This window comes from Amylolactobacillus amylophilus DSM 20533 = JCM 1125 (assembly GCF_001936335.1).
In the GTDB taxonomy this organism is placed as follows: domain Bacteria; phylum Bacillota; class Bacilli; order Lactobacillales; family Lactobacillaceae; genus Amylolactobacillus; species Amylolactobacillus amylophilus.
Genome location: NZ_CP018888.1, coordinates 222,999 through 241,129, shown reverse-complemented (window position 1 = coordinate 241,129; position 18,131 = coordinate 222,999). Strand labels below are relative to the sequence as shown.

General features: G+C 43.6%; 19 protein-coding genes, 5 tRNA genes and 1 riboswitch. Of the genes, 12 read left to right on the top strand and 12 right to left on the bottom strand.

Going from position 1 to position 18,131, the window contains the following annotated elements; genetic code table 11:
- Window positions 1–87: 87 nt before the first annotated feature.
- From LA20533_RS08735 to LA20533_RS01250, 3 genes are read right to left on the bottom strand one after another with little or no spacing between them, the layout of a single operon-like run.
- Window positions 88–477: a hypothetical protein gene (locus tag LA20533_RS08735; protein WP_236693796.1), complete on the bottom strand. Its 390-nt coding sequence runs from the start codon at window positions 475–477 to the stop codon at window positions 88–90.
- 2 nt (window positions 478–479) lie between these two features.
- On the bottom strand, window positions 480–908 hold the full coding sequence (locus LA20533_RS01255; protein WP_056947055.1) for a hypothetical protein: 429 nt from the start codon (window positions 906–908) through the stop codon (window positions 480–482).
- Entirely contained in the window at window positions 908–1,282 is a 375-nt protein-coding gene (locus LA20533_RS01250; RefSeq protein WP_056947052.1) for a helix-turn-helix domain-containing protein, read from the bottom strand. The genes LA20533_RS01255 and LA20533_RS01250 overlap by 1 nt, the downstream gene beginning before the upstream one ends.
- Before the next feature lie 109 nt (window positions 1,283–1,391).
- On the opposite strand from LA20533_RS01250, the gene LA20533_RS08980 reads away from it, so the two are divergent.
- Window positions 1,392–1,547 (top strand): SLAP domain-containing protein, encoded by a 156-nt coding sequence (locus tag LA20533_RS08980; RefSeq protein WP_156408184.1) that lies wholly within the window; start codon window positions 1,392–1,394, stop codon window positions 1,545–1,547.
- Between the two features lie 175 nt (window positions 1,548–1,722).
- Here LA20533_RS08980 and LA20533_RS01245 read toward each other — a convergent pair.
- From LA20533_RS01245 to rpsN, 3 genes are all read right to left on the bottom strand, one after another.
- Window positions 1,723–1,812, bottom strand: a tRNA-Ser gene (locus tag LA20533_RS01245).
- 9 nt (window positions 1,813–1,821) lie between these two features.
- Window positions 1,822–1,894 (bottom strand) — tRNA-Asn (locus LA20533_RS01240).
- Between the two features lie 107 nt (window positions 1,895–2,001).
- A complete protein-coding gene (rpsN, locus tag LA20533_RS01235) occupies window positions 2,002–2,271 on the bottom strand; it encodes a 30S ribosomal protein S14 (protein ID WP_054746111.1) in 270 nt (89 codons plus the stop codon).
- A gap of 218 nt (window positions 2,272–2,489) precedes the next feature.
- Between rpsN and LA20533_RS01230 the strand changes: the two genes are divergently transcribed.
- The 6 genes from LA20533_RS01230 to LA20533_RS01205 all read left to right on the top strand — a co-directional run bounded on the left by LA20533_RS01230 (window position 2,490) and on the right by LA20533_RS01205 (window position 6,939).
- A complete protein-coding gene (locus LA20533_RS01230; RefSeq protein ID WP_236693795.1) occupies window positions 2,490–3,392 on the top strand; it encodes a metal ABC transporter solute-binding protein, Zn/Mn family in 903 nt (300 codons plus the stop codon).
- A gap of 41 nt (window positions 3,393–3,433) precedes the next feature.
- Entirely contained in the window at window positions 3,434–3,796 is a 363-nt protein-coding gene (locus tag LA20533_RS01225) for a DUF1093 domain-containing protein (protein ID WP_236693794.1), read from the top strand.
- Between the two features lie 122 nt (window positions 3,797–3,918).
- Window positions 3,919–3,990: transfer RNA gene (locus LA20533_RS01220), tRNA-Glu, on the top strand.
- Window positions 3,991–4,000: 10 nt separating this feature from the next.
- Window positions 4,001–4,073 (top strand) — tRNA-Val (locus tag LA20533_RS01215).
- A gap of 76 nt (window positions 4,074–4,149) precedes the next feature.
- Window positions 4,150–4,235, top strand: a riboswitch (SMK box riboswitch).
- Complete coding sequence (metK, locus tag LA20533_RS01210) at window positions 4,233–5,423, top strand: methionine adenosyltransferase (protein ID WP_054746112.1); 1,191 nt, start codon at window positions 4,233–4,235, stop codon at window positions 5,421–5,423. Its footprint overlaps the riboswitch before it by 3 nt.
- Window positions 5,424–5,472: 49 nt before the next feature.
- Window positions 5,473–6,939, top strand: a complete 1,467-nt coding sequence (locus LA20533_RS01205) for an MDR family MFS transporter (protein WP_056947045.1) — start codon at window positions 5,473–5,475, stop codon at window positions 6,937–6,939.
- Here the strand turns inward: LA20533_RS01205 and LA20533_RS01200 are convergent.
- A complete protein-coding gene (locus tag LA20533_RS01200) occupies window positions 6,896–7,573 on the bottom strand; it encodes a phosphatase PAP2 family protein (protein ID WP_075362771.1) in 678 nt (225 codons plus the stop codon). The genes LA20533_RS01205 and LA20533_RS01200 overlap by 44 nt on opposite strands.
- A gap of 276 nt (window positions 7,574–7,849) precedes the next feature.
- On the opposite strand from LA20533_RS01200, the gene leuS reads away from it, so the two are divergent.
- Both leuS and LA20533_RS01190 read left to right on the top strand, forming a co-directional pair.
- The gene (gene leuS, locus LA20533_RS01195; protein ID WP_056947042.1) at window positions 7,850–10,264 is read left to right on the top strand and encodes a leucine--tRNA ligase; all 2,415 of its coding nucleotides are present in this window, start codon (window positions 7,850–7,852) and stop codon (window positions 10,262–10,264) included.
- Window positions 10,265–10,343: 79 nt separating this feature from the next.
- Window positions 10,344–11,975: a putative polysaccharide biosynthesis protein gene (locus tag LA20533_RS01190; RefSeq protein ID WP_056947040.1), complete on the top strand. Its 1,632-nt coding sequence runs from the start codon at window positions 10,344–10,346 to the stop codon at window positions 11,973–11,975.
- A gap of 91 nt (window positions 11,976–12,066) precedes the next feature.
- On the opposite strand, the gene LA20533_RS01185 is transcribed toward LA20533_RS01190, so the two are convergent.
- Window positions 12,067–12,918, bottom strand: coding sequence for an NAD(P)H-hydrate dehydratase (locus LA20533_RS01185; protein ID WP_056947037.1), 852 nt, complete (start codon window positions 12,916–12,918; stop codon window positions 12,067–12,069).
- 58 nt (window positions 12,919–12,976) lie between these two features.
- On the opposite strand from LA20533_RS01185, the gene LA20533_RS01180 reads away from it, so the two are divergent.
- Window positions 12,977–13,060: transfer RNA gene (locus LA20533_RS01180), tRNA-Leu, on the top strand.
- Window positions 13,061–13,392: 332 nt separating this feature from the next.
- On the top strand, window positions 13,393–14,850 hold the full coding sequence (locus tag LA20533_RS01175; protein WP_056947084.1) for an NCS2 family permease: 1,458 nt from the start codon (window positions 13,393–13,395) through the stop codon (window positions 14,848–14,850).
- Between the two features lie 85 nt (window positions 14,851–14,935).
- On the opposite strand, the gene LA20533_RS01170 is transcribed toward LA20533_RS01175, so the two are convergent.
- From LA20533_RS01170 to LA20533_RS01155, 4 genes are all read right to left on the bottom strand, one after another.
- Window positions 14,936–15,157 carry a hypothetical protein gene (locus LA20533_RS01170; RefSeq protein ID WP_075362770.1) on the bottom strand — a complete coding sequence of 74 codons (222 nt, stop codon included), beginning with the start codon at window positions 15,155–15,157 and terminating at the stop codon, window positions 14,936–14,938.
- A 15-nt stretch (window positions 15,158–15,172) separates the two neighbouring features.
- On the bottom strand, window positions 15,173–16,078 hold the full coding sequence (locus LA20533_RS01165; protein WP_082611598.1) for an SPFH domain-containing protein: 906 nt from the start codon (window positions 16,076–16,078) through the stop codon (window positions 15,173–15,175).
- 2 nt (window positions 16,079–16,080) lie between these two features.
- Entirely contained in the window at window positions 16,081–16,440 is a 360-nt protein-coding gene (locus LA20533_RS01160) for an NfeD family protein (protein WP_054746116.1), read from the bottom strand.
- Between the two features lie 97 nt (window positions 16,441–16,537).
- A complete protein-coding gene (locus tag LA20533_RS01155) occupies window positions 16,538–17,233 on the bottom strand; it encodes a YoaK family protein (protein WP_054746117.1) in 696 nt (231 codons plus the stop codon).
- 139 nt (window positions 17,234–17,372) lie between these two features.
- Between LA20533_RS01155 and LA20533_RS01150 the strand changes: the two genes are divergently transcribed.
- Window positions 17,373–18,083, top strand: a complete 711-nt coding sequence (locus LA20533_RS01150; RefSeq protein ID WP_056947034.1) for a Bax inhibitor-1/YccA family protein — start codon at window positions 17,373–17,375, stop codon at window positions 18,081–18,083.
- The last annotated feature ends 48 nt before the right edge of the window (window positions 18,084–18,131 follow it).

The following is an 18,131-nucleotide window of genomic DNA, read 5'->3' as shown; positions in this document are numbered from 1 at the left end:
ATTACTTATTCCTCCGTTACCAGAATTCTGGTATAATTTATTTGTTGTAATAGTTACCCAAGTCACCGTTGCCGCGGTGGCTTTTTATTATTTCTTCTTTATAAAAAATGCAATTAACATAATTACGGCAGCTATGATCAGGGCAGCCTTCCAATATGCTACTACTGCAGCAATTATCAAAATTCCAACGCCAATAGCTATTGCAATGTTCTTGCTCGAAGAATCAGTGCTGCCAGCTGATTGATTTTGAGTCTTTTTTTTATGAGAACCAGTACTTGTCTTCACTAAATCTCCAACTCCAAAGGTTGTCCTGTGATAAATTGCATTTTTGACTGATTTTTCGGGATTCTTAATGAATCCCATTCCTTTTTTTCCGTACCAAGGATTTACCGCACCCTTTACTTGTCGTTTCCATTTACCTGTTGTTCGTGCTTTAATGGATCTCTTTAAACTCGGTGTTCTAAGTCCTACTTTCATTTTTATTCCCCAATCTTATAAAAGTCTCTGGTTTCTTTGATGACGTAGTCTCTCAAATATTGTGGTATAGCATATGCGTCGATAAACTGATCTATGTCAGCAGATTCAGGTTCTATTTCAGCAAAGTGGTATTGAACTAACAACTCTATTCCACCAATATTGGCTTTATACTCAACGCCGTATTTACCCTTGTATGTAGTGTGATAGTACAATTTTGACTGTGTATCATCGCCATTGGTAACATGAGTGATTTCGTGAGCCAATTGAAATGGTAATTCTTTTTCGTTTGGCCAGTTCATGTTTATTATCACAAGTTTTTCTTCTGGATATGCGGCCGAAGGAGAATCAGGAGTTAGTTCACGAGTTAGTTCATAGCCGATTTTTTTGTCCCACGCATAATTCAAAAGATAATCAAATGCGTCATTGTTCATTACTTATCACGTCTACTTTCTAGGATACGTTTTATTACGTCCAAGTCCTCGTCTGGAATTTTCTTACCTTGATAAGTGAATACCGCATGGTCCTCAAAAGCATCTGCTAGTTCTACTCGTGAGAACGTGTCATCTCTATATCGTGGGTCTATAAATGACTTATGAACGTTGAAATAATCCGCTATCTTCTGAAGATTGCCAGCATTGGGTAATGATTTTCCTGTTACGTAACCATTTAAAGTGGCCAGTGGTAAATCTAAATCATCTGCGACTTGAGATTGGGTTTTTCCATGATTATTGATTAATTGTTTTATGTTTTTGGATATATCTTTTCGAGCCTGTAACTCTGCAGGCGTTAATTCGTTTCTTGACATAAAAATTTACCTCGTGAACACATTATATGAAATAACACGTAAATATTCAATATAATTTCGATTTTTTTCGTTTTTATATTGACAGTTACGAATATATTCGTATAATTGATTGAGTAAAGGCGTTGACGATAATCTCAAAACAAAGACGGGTGCGACATATAAAAAAGGCTCGTCATGGAAAGTCACAAGTGCAAGAATCGTTGACGGACAAGCGTACTATCTCATCGGTACGAACACTTGGATAGGTGGCAAGGATACAAAATAAAATAAAGCCTCTACCGTTTGGTAGGGGCTATTTTTTGTGGGAAAGTTTAGTTTTATAGATCAAGTTTTTGGCAGACTTTTGGCAGACTAAATCTGAATATCTATGAAAATAGGCAAAGACAAAATGACGTTAAATCAACATTACGAACGTTTGCGAAAGTGTATAAACACTAAAACGGAGAATAAGGGATTCGAACCCTTGATACAGATATAATCCATATACATGATTTCCAATCATGCTCCTTCGGCCGCTCGGACAATTCTCCAAAATAAAACTCCGGATGTCAGACTCGAACTGACGACATCTTGATTAACAGTCAAGCGCTCTACCAACTGAGCTAATCCGGAATAACTACTCCAATAATTATAGCGTTTGCATCTTCCACTTGTAAAGTCTATTGGAGAAAAATGCTAAATAAAAACCACTCATCTGAGTGGTTGAAATTTACTATTATTTACCAGCTTGCTTTCTTAACGCCAGGGATTTGGCCCAGATGGGCTAGACGTTTGAAATTGAGCCGAGACATCCCGAACTTACGCATATATGCACGTGGACGTCCATCAATTTGATCGCGATTGCGCAAACGATTAGGATTAGAATCTTTTGGTAGCTTTGCGAGAGCTTCATAATCGTGTGCAGCCTTTAGTTCCTGCCGTAAAGCTGCATACCTTGCGACCATTTGTTCTTGTTTTCTAAACTTTGCGATTTTAGATTTCTTAGCCAAGAAGTTACTCCTTTCCGTAGAAATGAACTATTTGATTTGATTAATATACCATATTCACTTACAAAAAACAAGTGAAATAATTTGAAATAAAGTAACGCAGTTGATTTTTCGGCGGTACGACTAAGAAATAATAAAGATAATCACTTTAATTTTACACGGATATTTAAGTGCTGTAAAATTATACACGTCAAATGTTATTAATGAATTGGAGGGATAGAGTGAAGAAAAAATTGCTTTCTAGTTTGGTGCTGACTCTTGCGGCGCTCCTGATCCTAGTTGGTTGCAGCAATGGTGTGAAGAAAGATGACGGGGAGATTAACGTTGTTACCACAACTGATTTTTATGGTGAGGTAGCTACAGCTGTGGTGGGAACTAAAGGTAAGGTCACAGCGGTGATTAACAGTTCGAAGACTGATCCCCATGATTTTGAACCAACAACGAAAACTGCCAAGCAGGTTGATAATGCGGATTTAGTTATTCAAAATGGTTTAGGATATGACAGCTGGATGAAACAGTTAATTAAGGTTCAGAACACCGAAGCCATTGATGTGGGCGTCGACGTCGCAAAGAAGAAGACGGGAGACAATCCTCATATCTGGTACTATCCAGAGATTATGAGCAAATTGGCTGATCGAATTGCGGCAGATCTTGGTGGTAAATATCCTACGTCAAAGGATTATTTCCGCAAAAACGCTGAGAAATACAAAAAGAGTTTAAAACCAATGCAAGAATTGGTCGCCGAGATGAAGAATAAATATCTGGATAGCTCAAATAAGGTTGCTTTTGTTAGCGAACCTGTCTTTGATTATTCTATCAAGGCCCTTGGCTTTAAGATTGGTAACCCGGAATTTGAGGCAGCTATCGAGAAAGAGACCGACCCTAGTCCGCAATCAATCGAAGAGATGAGGAAACAAATTAAGCAACGCAAGGTCCGTTTTTTTGTCGTCAATGAACAAGTAGACAATCCTGTCATTAGCGAACTGGTTGAGCTGGCAGACAAGAATAATGTCCCCGTCTTAAAGGTGACTGAGACGTTACCTGAGGGTAAGACATATATTCAATGGATGACTGACACGTATAAAAACTTAGAGCGAATTCTACTCCTGAATGCTCGGAAATAAAGAAGGAAGATTGAAATTATAAAAAAATTATTGCAGCAACAGTGCTTCTTGGCACAGTCCTACTTACCCTGTCTGGTTGTAGCTATTATAACTCTACCTATAAGGGCAGTACCGCTTATGCGGTAGTTCCTGAGGGTGTCAAGACTAAGTCAAAGAATAGTGACGGATCCGACTATAAGAAGAATGGTGAGCAGTACTACTACTACAGTTATAATTTTAAATGGGTGCTTGAAGACGGCACAACGAAGGAAGTTTCATGGCACAGCCAGGAATCCGCAAATCCAACTATGCTCGAGGCAGGCAGCTATGTTAAAGGAGAGGTCTCAGATAAGCGTGTGACTAAGGGTCCAAATGCGGTTTCTGAGGGTGATATCCCTGCAAAAGTACTAGAAAAATTACGTTAGCGATAAAGTAGCCGATTGGCTTCTTTTTATTTTGACTAAAAAATTAAAAAATTAGCTAAATCTGTTGCCAAGTATATTGGCATCTGGTATATTAATACATGTTGTCAGAGAGACGGAATTATGGCCCGTTGGTCAAGTGGTTAAGACACCGCCCTTTCACGGCGGTATCATGGGTTCAAATCCCGTACGGGTCATTTACATTATGGAGGATTAGCTCAGCTGGGAGAGCGTCTGCCTTACAAGCAGAGGGTCACAGGTTCGAACCCTGTATCCTCCATCACCAAAAGCTTCATCGCTAATAGTCGATGAGGCTTTTTTATTATTTAAATTCCGGCTAGATTATGTTAATATAGACAAGTTACAATCCCGATAGGATTCAGTGGAATCGTTCCGCTGGAGATGCCTTGTAACCGATAAATAGTAGGGGGACTACATAATGGAAAAGAGATTATTTACTTCTGAATCAGTTTCGGAAGGTCATCCAGACAAGATTGCCGATCAGATTTCTGATGCCATTCTTGATGCAATGCTCACACAGGATCCGGATGCGCGCGTTGCGTGTGAGACTGTTGTGACTACCGGTCTAGTACTCGTGGTCGGAGAAATCACTACTAGTGCTGATGTCGATATTCAGGCGTTGGTACGCAAGACTATTCTGGAAATCGGCTATGACAGACCAGAATTAGGATTTGACGGTCATCACAGTGCGATTCTGATTGATATCGATGAACAATCACCCGATATTGCTGGTGGTGTTGATGATTCACTCGAAGTACGGGAGAATCAAAATGATGTCGATCAATTCGACCAAATTGGTGCCGGCGATCAGGGCTTGATGTTTGGTTTCGCTATCGACGAGACACCCGAGTTAATGCCACTACCAATCACGCTTGCTCACGGCTTGATGCGGCGTGTTGCTCATTTACGTAAAGCAAGAATTTTGCCATGGTTACGCCCTGACGCAAAAGCTCAGGTGACAGTCGAATATGATGAGCATAATCACCCTCAGCGGGTCGATACAATTGTCATTAGTACACAGCATGATGAGGACGTTGATAATGTGACTATCAGGTCTGCGATGATTGACCAGGTGATTAAGCAGGTAATTCCGGCTAATCTACTTGATCAAGACACCAGGTTCTTGATTAACCCTAGTGGCCGTTTTGTGATTGGTGGCCCACAAGGTGATGCAGGGCTGACCGGGAGGAAGGTAATCGTTGATACCTATGGTGGCTATGCTCGACATGGTGGCGGTGCTTTCTCTGGTAAAGATGCCACTAAAGTTGACCGTTCTGCTAGCTATGCTGCACGTTACATTGCTAAGAACATCGTTGCAGCCAAGATTGCTTCTAAGATTGAAGTGCAGCTAGCTTACGCGATTGGTGTGGCCCATCCGGTCAGCATCAACGTCAACACTTACGGTACCAGTAAGGTTAACGCTGAAGATTTAGTGAAGGTAATTCGCGAGGTGTTCGACCTGCGACCTGCAGGAATTATCCAGATGCTCGATTTAAAACGTCCAATTTACCAGCAGACGGCTGCATACGGCCACTTTGGCCGGCCAGACCTTGATTTGCCTTGGGAGAGAACGGATAAGGTAGACGCACTACTCAATTTATTAAAATAAAGAAGTGAACGTTTGGGACTTTTCCAAGCGTTTTTTTAAGGGAAATTTGATGGAAAAGAAAACAAATACGGTTGTAGTAACAGTTGCAATCTTTATCGCCACATTTATGACTGCAATTGAGGGCACGATTGTCTCGACGGCCATGCCAACGATTGTGTCAGATTTGCACGGCCTGAATATCATGAACTGGGTCGTCTCCATCTTCTTGCTGATGACCGCCGTTTCTACGCCGGTTTATGGCAAGCTGGCCGATTCTCTCGGACGGAAACCGATATTTATTTTCGGCTTAATCGTGTTTATTGTTGGCTCGGCTCTCTGTGGACTGGCACAGAACATGGTCAGCCTGATTATCTTTCGTGTGATTCAAGGACTGGGCGCCGGAGCAATCCAACCTGTCTCATTTACGATTATCGCAGATATCTACCCAATTGAGAAACGGGCCAAGGTGCTGGGCTTCAACGGCTCTGCTTGGGGCATTGCCTCCATTCTGGCACCGTTATTGGGTGGGTTCATTGTAGAACAATTTAGTTGGCATTGGGTGTTTTACCTCAACTTACCAATCGGATTGCTGACGATTGTGCTGATCATGGTTTTTTTGCGTGAGCCAAGACGAAAGATGAATACCATAATCGATTATAAGGGCACTAGTTTGCTCGTGATTTTCCTTGTGGTAATCATGTTACTGTTACAAGAACTGGGCCAAATACAGAATTGGTTCCTACCTGTGATTCTTGTTCTATTAGCAATTGGTAGTGGCCTGTTATTCTGGCATGTGGAACAGAATTCGCAGGATCCGATTCTTCCGGTTTCCATCTTGAAAAATAAGCAGTTTCTGGGCATTAATGTTGTCACACTATTGATTAGTGGCTTCTTAATTGGGTTCGAATTCTATTTGCCGATTTGGATGCAAGGTATTCTTGGTGAGCCGGCGACAGCCGCTGGTTTCGCAGTGACCCCAAGTTCTATTCTCTGGATTCTTGGCTCGTTCGTGACGGGGCATTTGCTCACTAAAATTAGTATTCAAAAAATTCTCTATCTTTCGCTGTCGTTCTTGCTGGTGGGTAATTTATTGCTGATTGTTGTTCCCGAATCCACACCGTTCCTCTTCTTCTTTTTGATTGCGGCGCTCTGTGGCTTTGGCTTTGGTACAGCAATCACGGCGACGGCTGTGGCATCTCAGACTGTTGTCTCAAAGGAAAATATTGGCGTGGCAACTTCCTTTAATTCACTCGTGAAGTACCTAGGTCAAACAATGATGGTCTCGATTTTCGGTATTGTATTCAACATGTACGTTGCTAAGGGCTTAGATGGTCAGCCAAACTTAACGCAGGCGATGATGAACAAGGTCGTTAATTCGGCTGATGCTAAAAAAATGGACCCAACATTGTTGGCTCCATTACAAAATATTTTGTTCTCTGCTTTGAAGGGGGTCTTCTACGCCTCAATCGTCGTGATTATCATCGCGTTCTTCGTTAATTTAATGAATCGCGCGCAAAGGGAGTCGAAGTTGGGTTAAAGGATAGCCGGTAGCGGTAGTACAGATAGAGGCTAACCATGATAAATGTTAATCCTAGTAAGAAGCCACCGAGGACGTCGCTTGGAAAGTGAACGTGCAGGTAGATGCGGCTATAGCCGATTAGGATAGGCATGCTACCAAAGATTAATGTCGCCAGAGTTTGTAGCACATGGCTTTTTACCAGAATTATCGTGACAATAATCAAAAGGCTAAAGAAGGTGATTGAGCCGATTGAATGGCCTGACGGAAACGAGTAGCCGCCAGCGTGCACCAGGTGGTGGGCAGTAGGCCGTGGTCGTTTTATAATGTGCTTGACGATTGAGTTGGTCAGATTGGCGAGGGCCATCGTGCCTGCAAAATATAGTGCTAGTGGGTAGCGTTTGATTAAAAGAAGTAGCGCAGCCGCGATAATCGTCAAAACAGTCATGGTCTTGGTATTACCAACAACGGTGATTGAACGCGCAAATATGAGGTTGGTTTCATTGTGATTAACAATTACGTTGATCAGAGTTTTGTCGAAGCTGTTGATTACCGGTTGACTAGTGGCAACCAATATTGCCCAGGTAAGGAAGAGCAGAAGTAATACTAGGCTGGCAATGCCAAATTTACGAGCACGGATTTGATTCTGATTCATGTGAGATTCATCCTTTAACTTTTCATTCTAATGTGGTAAATTATAACTATTATTGATTCAAAGATAAAGGCACAAGAGTAGTAGAGTGGAGAACTTTGCAGAGAGTGGTTGGCTGGTGTGAAACCATAAGAGGAAATTCGAACTCGCTTGAATATTGCCAAACGTCGGTCACGTTACGACCAAATGAGCGCCACATTACGTGGAACTTAGGTGGTACCGCGAATATTTCGTCCTATTGATTTTAATCAATGGGACTTTTTTATTAGGAGGAAGAAAATGGCATATAACCATAAAGTTGTTGAGGCAAAGTGGCAGAAGTATTGGGCAGAGCACAAGACTTTCAAGACTACAGAGGATAAGAACAAAAAGAATTTCTACGCATTAGATATGTTCCCATATCCATCTGGTAAGGGGCTACATGTCGGGCATCCAGAAGGCTACACCGCAACTGACATTATCAGTAGAATGCGTCGGGCACAGGGCTATAATGTATTGCACCCAATGGGTTGGGATGCATTTGGCTTGCCCGCAGAGCAGTATGCGATGGATACTGGCAACGATCCAGCAGAGTTTACCAAAGAGAATATCGCCACGTTTAAGAAGCAGATTAACATGCTCGGATTCTCGTATGACTGGGACCGCGAAGTGAATACGACTGATCCGAACTTCTATAAGTGGACCCAGTGGATTTTTGAACAAATGTACAAAAAAGGTTTGGCATACGAGGCCGAGGTACCGGTCAACTGGAGTCCTGATTTAGGTACAGTTGTGGCGAACGAAGAGGTCATTGATGGTAAAACTGAGCGTGGGGGCTATCCAGTTTACAGGAAACCGATGCGGCAGTGGATGCTGCGGATTACTGCCTATGCTGATCGCCTACTAGATGACTTAGACCTCGTTGATTGGCCGGAGAGTATCAAAGAGATGCAGCGAAACTGGATTGGGCGCTCAACTGGGGCACAGGTGACCTTTAAGGTTGCGGCGACTGATGCCCAGTTCAACGTCTTCACTACGCGGCCTGATACGCTCTTTGGGGCTAGTTACACTGTTTTGGCGCCTGAGCATGAACTTGTGAGCCAAATCACGACACCTGCTCAAAGAGAGACTGTGGATGCGTATATCAAGCAGACTGAGCAGAAGAGCGACCTCCTTAGAACTGATTTGAATCACGATAAAACGGGTGTCTTTACCGGTGCCTTCGCCATTAACCCGGTTAACGGCGAGAGATTACCAATCTGGATCAGTGACTACGTGTTGGCCAGCTATGGTACTGGCGCCGTGATGGCTGTGCCAGCCCACGATGACCGTGACTTTGAATTTGCCCAGAAATTTGACTTGCCGATTAACGAAGTAGTTGCCGGTGGTGATGTTACTAAGGAAGCCTTTACTGGTGACGGTGAGCACGTGAACTCGGACTTCTTAGACGGTCTGTACAATGAGGAAGCCATTCAGAGAATGACGGACTGGTTAGAGGAGCATCAGGTTGGTCAGAAAAAGGTTAACTACAAACTACGCGACTGGTTATTTAGCCGCCAACGTTATTGGGGTGAACCAATTCCGGTTATTCACTGGGAAGATGGCGAGACAACCCTAGTGCCTGAGGATGAGTTGCCATTACGCTTACCATTTACCAAGAACATTGCACCTTCAGGGACAACCGAGAGTCCGCTGGCGAACATCACCGACTGGGTCAATGTGGTTGATAAAAATGGCCGAAAAGGGCGCAGAGAAACCAACACAATGCCTCAATGGGCGGGTAGTTCTTGGTACTACTTAAGATATATTGATCCAAATAATGATAGAGAATTAGCCGATCCTGAGAAACTAAAAGAGTGGTTACCGGTTGACCTCTACGTGGGTGGTGCCGAGCACGCCGTGTTGCACCTCCTCTATGCCCGTTTCTGGCATAAGGTATTGTATGATTTAGGCGTTGTACCAACGAAGGAGCCATTCCAGAAGCTTTATAATCAAGGCCTTATTTTGAAAAACCACGAGAAGATGTCGAAGTCAAAGGGCAATGTTGTGAACCCAGACGATGTCATTGCCGAGTTCGGTGCCGACTCATTACGCGCATACGAGATGTTTATGGGACCGCTCGACGCCGCAATTGATTGGGCCGACGATGGTCCGGCCTCCACTAAGAAGTTCCTGGACCGGGTATGGCGGTTGTTCGTGAACGACCTCGATGTGACGCCGATTCTGACGGATAAGGTCGGTGCAAAGAACGACGGTAAGCTAGACAAGGTTTACAACGAAACGGTCAAGAAGGTAACGGAAGACTTTGAATCAATGCATTTCAACACGGCAATTAGCCAGATGATGGTCTTCATCAACGAGGCGTACAAGGTGGATATCATCCCGACGGAGTATGCTGAAGGGTTCGTGCAGCTGTTAGCACCTGTTGCACCCCACATGATGGAAGAAATTTGGCAAATTATGGGTCATGAAACAAGCATATCGTTTGCGGCTTGGCCAACATATGATGAATCAAAACTCGTTGAAGACACCGTAGAAATTATTGTTCAGGTGAACGGCAAGGTCCGCGGTAAGTTCCAGGTTGCTCGGGATACCGCAAAGGACGAGGTTGAACGTTTAGCCTTGACTGAAAAGCATGTTGTATCCTTCTTGAAGGGACAGGAGCCAAAAAGGGTGATTGTGATTCCAAACAAAATTGTCAATATCGTCTTGTAAACACTAAATTTTTCCTAAAGTCATATGAATTGTGACTGTAAATTTGTATGATAGAAATAATAGGGAATAGGAAGACTTTATGCAGAATAAAAATTCGCAGCCCACGAGCTCGCACGAAAGCTTGATTCGTGGCTCTGCCTGGATGACATTTGGCTCAATTTTTTCACGAATCTTAGGGGCAATCTATATTATTCCGTGGTACGCCTGGATGGGGGACCATGGGAACGTGGCTAATGCGTTAACTGCTAAGAGCTACAATATTTACAGCCTCTTTTTGATTATTTCAACCGCCGGAATTCCTGGTGCCGTTGCCAAGCAGGTAGCTCACTACAACGCTTTAAATGAGTATGGCGTGGGCAAGCGACTGTTCAAGAGTGGACTTGGCCTAATGGTGTTGCTGGGTATTATCTCGGCTGCGGTCATGTATTTCCTCGCCCCAATCCTTAGCGGAGGGGATCTACGGCAGGTACCGGTGTTGCAAAGCTTAGCCATCGCTGTGCTAATCATACCCGTGATGAGCCTGACTCGCGGGTTCTTTCAGGGCTACAACAACATGGCACCAAGCGCCCTATCACAGTTCGTCGAACAGCTGGCCCGTGTCATCTGGATGCTCCTAACTGCTTTTATCATTATGCAGGTACAACATGGAGACTTCCTAGATGCCGTGGTCCAATCCAACCTTGCTGCCGCTATTGGTGCGGTGTTTGGTTTGTTATTGCTGGTGTATTTCTACAAAAAAAAGCAGGCAGACATTAATGAACTTGTGTTGAATAGCAACCACGAGGTTGAGGTTTCTACTAAGAGCCTGTTGGGCGAAATAGTCCGGCAATCGATTCCGTTTATTATCCTCGATTCCGGAATTACATTCTTCCAGTTGATTGATCAGTACACGTTTCACCCACTGATTAAGTTGTTTGTGGTAGCGGACTATGACCGGATCGAAAGCTGGTATGCTTTATTTGGTCTGAACGCCAACAAGTTAATCATGATTATCGTGTCTTTAGCCACCGCGATGGCCGTGACATCTATTCCTTTACTAGCGGGTGCGCATGCCAGAAGAAATACACGAGATATTCGCGATCAGATTGAGAGTACTTTGGAACTGTTTTTGTTCGTGATGCTGCCAAGTAGCATGGGAATGGCGGCTATTGCGCAGCCAATCTACACAATCTTCTATGGTTATGACGCTACCGGAGCGAGCGTGCTCTACCTATCAGCATTTATCTCGATTCTCCTGGGCTTGTTCGCCGTCCTTGTAGCTATTATGCAGGGATTATCTGAGAATGGCCTAGCCATCAAGTATCTTGTGATCGGGATCTTGTTAAAGTTTGCACTGCAATTGCCGGCAATCTACTTCTTCAAGCTGTATGGTCCGCTGTTGGCTACTGCCGCTGGCATGGGAATTACTTGTTGGCTGGCGCTTTATCACATGAAAACGAGCTATCATTACAATCAGCCACGTCTAGAACGTAGATTCATCGGTATTGCGGCATTCTCTCTGTTAATGTTTGGCGCTGTTAGTGGTACTTTGAAGTTGCTGTACCTCTGGTTGTCTGAAACAAGCAGGTTTCATGCGGTTATTGCCATCGTCGTGGCACTAGTTGTCGGAGTGTTAGTTTACGGTTTCTGTGTGTTGAAGACCGAACTTGCACAGAAGATTCTCGGCGAGAAAATTAATGGTCTGTTGCGAAAATTACATATTAGAATTTAAATTAAAAATGCTTAGTCAGCTATACTCCTAGTTCATTGGACACGGAAATAATTAAAATTCCGGTCGAACAAACTAGGAGTATTTATTTTGACTAGGCATTTTGCTTGCTGAATTGTTGGATTACTTGGGGAAGGAGGTGAGACAGCTTGGCTGGGAGCACGACATAGTCCTGCTGTGCAATCTGGTCTCCCGTGAAACTGTGCAGATAAACTGCGGCATTAACCGTATTTGTTGTGGTACCGAACTGGGCAACGATTCCGGCAATGATACCGGTAAGTGTGTCACCCATGCCACCGGTAGCCATTCCAGGATTTCCTAACGGATTCTGCCAAACAGTAGGGGACTGATCGTATACTTTTGTCCTCTCTGATTTCAGCACGAGTGTGGCGTGGTCAGATAACTTGGCTAGTTGAGTGCTATTCTGCAAATCGGTCTGCGCGGCAATTTTCACGCCGCTGAGTCGTTGCCATTCCATTTGGTGTGGCGTCAGAATAATTTGTGCTTTACAGTCGTTAATTAATGCAGGATTTTCAGCCGAAATTGTGAGTGCGCTCGCATCGATGATACACGTCTGCTGCTCAACGAGTAGCTTGAGACACGTTTTTACTAGTTCGAGGGCAAAAGGGGTCGTACCAAGACCGGGGCCAATTACAACGATGTCTGCTGCCTTTATTGCCGGCACCAGCAACTCTTGTGCATGGTAGTCGATAAACATCGCTTCTGGAATTCGGGTATGGAGTGCGGCATTGTTGATGCTGTTGGTCGCCACAGTAATTAGGCCAGCGCCTGTATTCAGACAGGCTTCAGCCGCCATAATGATGGCGCCACCGAATTGTTCGTTTCCACCAACTAGAAGCACACGACCATAGTTGCATTTATATGATTTTGGTGCGCGTGGTGTGATTGTTTGCGCCACCTGCTCAGCTGTAATATTTTTTAGCATAATTTCCTCGTTTCTTCTTTTATTTTAGAATATTTCTGGTAAAATAAAAAGAGTACTTGCCCCAATGGCGGAATTGGCAGACGCGCAGCGTTCAGGTCGCTGTATGGGTTTCCATGTGCAGGTTCGACTCCTGTTTGGGGCATATATTAGGTTTTCTTAGTTAAACTTCGGAAAACTAAAGCACCTATCAAACGTTGATATAACAGCGTTTGTAGGTGCTTTTTGTTTTGACAGAATTTCTTCGTAAAACTATGGTTTTTCGGAGTTAGTCGGACAAATGGTGGACAAAGCTCGCACAATGTTACCCACGATATTCTTTACTGAACACATTGCCACCAAGCAGCTCGAGCTCATTCCAACAAATAAATACGTACTATTTCTATGATGATTCAAAAAATTGTTCGGAAATATCTTGTTTTACTAGCTTATTTCTGGTAATATCATGGTATAAATTGGTCAAAGGAGAACGAAATGCTGAACAATCTTTTTAAATTGCAGAAGAATCATACGAAAATATCCACGGAAATCTTGGCAGGAATCACGACATTCTTCGCCATGTCTTACATCCTGTTTGTTAATCCATCAATCCTGGCCCAAACGGGAATGCCGGCGCAGGCGGTCTTTCTTGCTACAATCATCGCCTCGTTTGTGGGTACGATGATTATGGGATTATTCGCGAACGTGCCATATGCATTGGCGCCGGGAATGGGCCTCAATGCGTTTTTCACCTACACGGTCTGCTTCGCGCTTGGTTTTAGTTGGCAACAGGGTTTGGCGTTGGTCTTCATCTGTGGTCTCATCAACATTTTGATCACGGTTACTAAAATTCGGAAGATGATTATCAGAGCAATTCCCAAATCGCTGCAACACGCTATGGGTGGTGGTATCGGTGTTTTTATCGCCTATGTGGGACTGAAAAATGCTGGCTTCCTCCAGTTTACGTCTGAGCCTGCCAATATTATTAGTGTTAATGGTGCGCCACTCGCGGCGGGCCAGGAAACCTTTAAGGGTGGCCTGCAGTCAATTGTGACCGGCGGTGGAATCGTGCCTGCCTTAACTAGTTTTGCGAAACCCGGCGCATTGCTGGCCCTCATCGGTCTGTTAATCGTGATTGTATTACTAATTAAAAAGGTCCCAGGAGCTGTGTTTATCAGCATTATCCTCACTACACTGATTGGTATTCCACTGGGTGTGACCAATTTCAATGCCGCCACAGCCACCTCTCTTGGGGAATCATTCAATCAACTCGGTACGACCTTTGGTGCGGCGTTTGGCTCTAAGGGACTCGTGACCCTGTTTAATGATCCAAGTAAGCTGGCGTTAGTTCTGATGACGATCTTCTCCTTTAGTTTCTCGGACACCTTTGATACGCTAGGTACATTCATCGGTACCGGACGCAAAACTGGAATATTTAACGAGCAGGACGAGGCAGCCCTCGAGAATGGGAATGGCTTTAGTTCTAAAATGGATCGTGCATTGTTTGCTGATTCAATCGCAACCTCGATAGGTGCAGTTTTCGGTACTAGTAACACAACGACGTATGTGGAAAGTGCTGCCGGAATCGGTGCCGGTGGTCGGACTGGCTTGACCGCCGTGACTGTTGCTATTATGTTTCTGCTCTCAACAGTATTTACGCCTTTCATTGCAGTAGTTCCAACAGAAGCTTTGGCGCCAGCACTCATTGCCGTTGGTGTGATGATGATGAGTACATTCAAGAATATTGACTGGAACGATTTGGGTGAAGCCATTCCGGCGTTCTTCACCTCGATCTTTATGGGATTAGCCTACAACATTTCCTACGGTATCGCAGCAGGTTTCATCACTTACTGCATCATCCAAACTGTTCGTGGTAATGCCAAAAAAGTGCATCCAATACTTTGGATTGTCTCTGGCTTGTTCGTGGTGAACTTCATTCTTTTAGCCAACATTTAATATCTAATAACTCCTAAAATCCAAAAAAATACTCCGTGAACAAGCAAATGCTCGTGGAGTATTTATTTTGTACTATTATTTTGTATTATTGTAGCTTTCCAATATTCTCGAAGAGTTGATCGAGAAACTTCAATACTTTGCTGTCTGAAGGGGAGTTCTCTACCATATTCGTGCGTGATGGTTTGGCCTGTGATGCTTTTCGAGCATCGCGTCGATTCTTTTTGACGTTGCCGTTTGTGAATCGTTTGCTCCCAGTCAAAACGCTGTATTCGGCGGTCGTGAGGTAATGCTTCTTATGATTAATCATTGTCTTCACCATCGACTATTCGTCGTCTTGGCTAGTTAATTCATCCATCGAGACTGAAATATCGTTCACAGCATCTGAAGTTTCGCCGTTGTTGTGCTTGTTAAATGTTGGTTTTTTAGGGTTGATCAAGTTGCCCAAAACGCCTGCTTGGCCATAAGTGCTTGAGCCGTCATTTGGTACGACAACCAGGTTTGTGTCAGAATTTGCCAATTGACGATAAGCATCGATTGATTGGTTAGCGAGGTAAGTCTCAGAAACATTGTTCAAAGCCTCTTGAACAACGTCAATTCTGTACTTTTCAGCGTCAGCAGCTGTTCTCTTTGCAGTTGCTTCGGCTTTGGCTGTGTTCACTAAAGCATCATTCTTGGCCTTAGTGGTCAATTCGATTGACTTAGATTCACCTTCAGCACGCAAAATCGCAGCAGTTTTGTTACGATCGGCAGTCAGTTGCTTGTCCATGGCTTTTTGGATTTCAAGTGAAGGCTTCAATTCGTCGATATTAATTCGGTCAACTTTGATACCGTATGTATCTGTCAAATCACCGATTGCTTCAGCCAAGTCGACGTTGATCTTCTTCGTCGAAACAAGGGCTTCGTTCAAATCGAGGTTACCCATGATATCACGCAAGTGCCCACGAACCAGCTGAGCCATTGATTCAACAGAATCGGTATTCTCATATTGGTATTTTACAGCGTTCGTTACGTGGTAGTTCAAAGTAACAGTAGCAACGATTTCGGCGTTATCCTTAGTGATGATTGAATAACCAGGCAATGAGATAGGCTCCATAGCCATTGAAACGTTAGCGATATGTTGTGCGAGTGGAATGTAGAAATTGATTCCGGCGTTCACAGTGCGTGAGTATTTACCAAAAGTTTCTACTAAACCAACGTTGTTTTGTGGGACAATTTTTATTCCGAACATAATTAATTCTCTCTTTCTTTGATAATGACGATATTTCCATTGATATTTGTGACTTCGTATTGCTTATGTGCTTTGACTGGCTCGTTGTTCTCAGTGATGTAACGGTAGACCAGACCGCGTACGGTGATGATGCCGGTAGTTTGGTCGATATCTTTTGCACCGACTATCTGACCAATGAAGTTTCTTTGTTCGAAATTGGCGAAACCAGATACTTTTAAATCTTTCTGATTCAATAACAGCTCAATCGCAGTCAGAATGGCACTATTCATACTTTGGTTATGATCGGTTGCGTAACTTTGCAACCTATCAGACAAACTTTCTGACAGGCGCAATGTCAATCTTTTATCCAATTCTTCTCCCATAAAAAAATCCTTTCTATTCACTTTGTCTGAGTGACATCATTATGTCGCCAAAAAAGATAAATAGCAAGGATTAAATTACAATTTTTGTATAAATAGATTATTTGTGCTTCTGATAAAGATCGTCTTGCGGTGGAAGGTGGAGGTGGCTAGTATAAATTGCTACCATAAGACCGATGATGGAGATTACAATCGTGTTCTGGCCCAGGTAGCCAACCAACAAACCGTTGAGAACAGCGCCTGCAAGGAAGCTCAGTAGGATGATGATAAATGTCTTGGTTTTCTTCCAAGCGGCTGGTTTGTGTATGAATAACGTGTCATACAGGCCCTCTGAGATTGTCCGGAGATTACCGGTCATCATCATCGGCGTGTAAGGACCATTATAAATCTTGCGAAATTCCTGCATTTGGGCTGCCGCCGCCATTGAAAGAATCGCCAGTATCAGCAGATTCGACAGTTTTTGGGTCAGAATTAGTGCCACGATGAGGAGGATCATTTCGTAGATAAGGACGAAGGTTGGACGCGATACCTGTTTAATATTATCGTATTTGTGTTGTACTAATCTGACGACGATGGTTCCAAGCATGAACATGGCAATTGCGAAAATATAACGGCCGATTTTGCCGAAATCACCTCTACCAAGGTTAATTCCTAACAGAATCAAATTTCCAGTCTGCATTCCAGCAAAAACTTCGCCATGAAGAAGGTATGAATAGGCATCAAGGCCACCCGCACTGGCGGCTAAGAACATTCCCGGAACAACACGTTCATAATCAGGTTTACGTATTTCTCTCATAATTACTCCAATCTTAACTTTTTCATTCTAGACAATGGCACGCTTAAATGCAAAGTCAAATACCCAATGTAGATCTTTTAAGAATTGCTTTTGGTATTTTAGTTGGTATAATTGTCTCAAAAGAAGGGGGAGATTTCCCATGGACGAAGTACAAGCTCGTCAATTAGAGATAACAAAGACGAAGAGAAGTAATCTACACAAGTTAATCAGTAAGACCTACCAAAAAGTTGCGGCTGGTATTGCGCTGACCGCAGTCGTGAGTGTTGGTACAACGATGCTTGTCGGCGATCAATTAGCACAAATTAGCGGTAATGCGTTTTTTATGGGCTGGTTGCTCTCATTTGTGTTGTTGATTGCAGCGGCGGTTCGGGTGCGAACATTCGTAAAACACCGCGAGAATACGAAGGCACAAGCGGCCTTCTACGTGATTGCCGCAATCTTCGGCCTCGTTTTGACACTGCCGTTTACATACTATACGCTCGATTCAATTGGCGCGGCATTCCTGATTTCTGGAGCAATATTCCTCGGGTTAGCGCGTTTTGGAACCACCACAAATAAGGATTTTGTCAGCTGGGGTCGCGTATTATTCGTCATGCTCCTTGGTACAGTTGTTATGACATTTATTGGCATGTTCATCGGTATGGGAACCGGTGGCATTATCATGAACATCCTTGTTATGCTGCTGTTCAGTGCGTATATCGTGTATGATTCGAACCAATTGGTAAGACGGAACCAGAATGTTGCTGCAGCCGATATTGAAGGTATTAGTACATTAATGGCTGTTGATCTTTACCTTGACTTCATCAACTTATTCCAACGTGTGCTTGCCTTAGTTGGTGATCGCCGCTAAGTATTTGAGACATAGAAGTAGTTTAGACCATGAAAATGGTCTTTTTTT